At 68.8% G+C, this 1,070-nt stretch carries 2 protein-coding genes; both read right to left on the bottom strand.

Annotated elements, in window-relative coordinates; genetic code table 11:
• The coding region (locus tag AOK01_RS40040; RefSeq protein WP_169800191.1) for a trimeric intracellular cation channel family protein at positions 1 to 213 on the bottom strand (213 nt) is incomplete at its 3' end.
• Between the two features lie 517 nt (positions 214 to 730).
• On the bottom strand, positions 731 to 1,070 hold a 340-nt coding region (locus AOK01_RS40035), incomplete at its 5' end, for a helix-turn-helix transcriptional regulator (protein ID WP_157871682.1).

Here is a 1,070-nt window from a genome sequence, read left to right as displayed (position 1 = left end):
GTAGCCGAGATCGGTGAAGGCCACGGGGGTGACCTGAAGCACCAGGTCGCGGAAGAGGCCGCCGCCGAGGCCTGCCGCCTCGCTGAGGATGATCGTCCCGAAGATGTCGAAGTCTTTGCGCACCGCGAGGAACGCCCCGGAGAGGGCGAAGGCGAAGATGCCCAAGAGATCCATCACGTACTGGACGGCTTCGCTCAGTTCGTCGATCGGCATCGGACAGGCCTCCCTGAAGGCTGTTGAGCATGCGAGCCCCGACGGCTGCTGAGAGCATGCGGACCTCTCGGCGATCGAGGTCGCGAACACCGCTTCTCGGGGGCGGGCAGGCACCTCGGCACGTTCGCGGCGTCCCGTGCTCGCGCTGCGGCTCGGGCACGGCATGCCACGGCCCGATCACCCGGTGCGGCGCAGGCCGGGTCTCCGTCTCCGGTCGGAGGCGTAGCCGTGCGCCGGGCCGGCTCCCGTTCCGGTGCGCGGAGTCACTCCCGCCCACAACCGCTGCCCGATCGAGCGAGCCTGCCCAACTGCACACGCAAGGAAGGGTACTTGACCTTGGAATGCGGCCGGACGAGCCACCATCGCCGCGGAAGCGTCGAGCGCCTCCGGTACGTCGGTCATGGAGGGACGGTCCCGTGGCCGACTCAACCAGAGATCGGCCACGAGACACATACTCCGGAGACGCCGGTCCATACGCGTGCGTACACGAAGGCCGTTCACCGAGCCGGGCGCGGCCCTACACCCCACGCACCTGGGCGGCGGGAACCTGGCGGGACTGGAGGTCACGGAAACGGCCGGGCGCGATGCCGTACTCGCGGCGGAAGGCGGCTCCGAACGCGAACTCCGTGGAGTAGCCGACCTGTCGGGCGATCGTCGCCAGCGGCGCCGTGGTTTCCCGGAGCAGCCGAGCCCCGTAGCTCAGACGCCAACCGGTCAGATACGTGATGGGCGGCTTCCCGACCACCACGGTGAAGCGCTTGGTGAACGCTGTCCGTGACATTCCCACGGCCTCGCTGAGTTGCTGTACCGTCCACGGCTTGTCCAGGCTCGTATGGATCTCGCGCAGTGCGACCGCG

The organism is Streptomyces aurantiacus, assembly GCF_001418335.1.
Taxonomy (GTDB): domain Bacteria; phylum Actinomycetota; class Actinomycetes; order Streptomycetales; family Streptomycetaceae; genus Streptomyces; species Streptomyces aurantiacus.
This window is presented reverse-complemented; position numbering and strand designations above follow the sequence as displayed.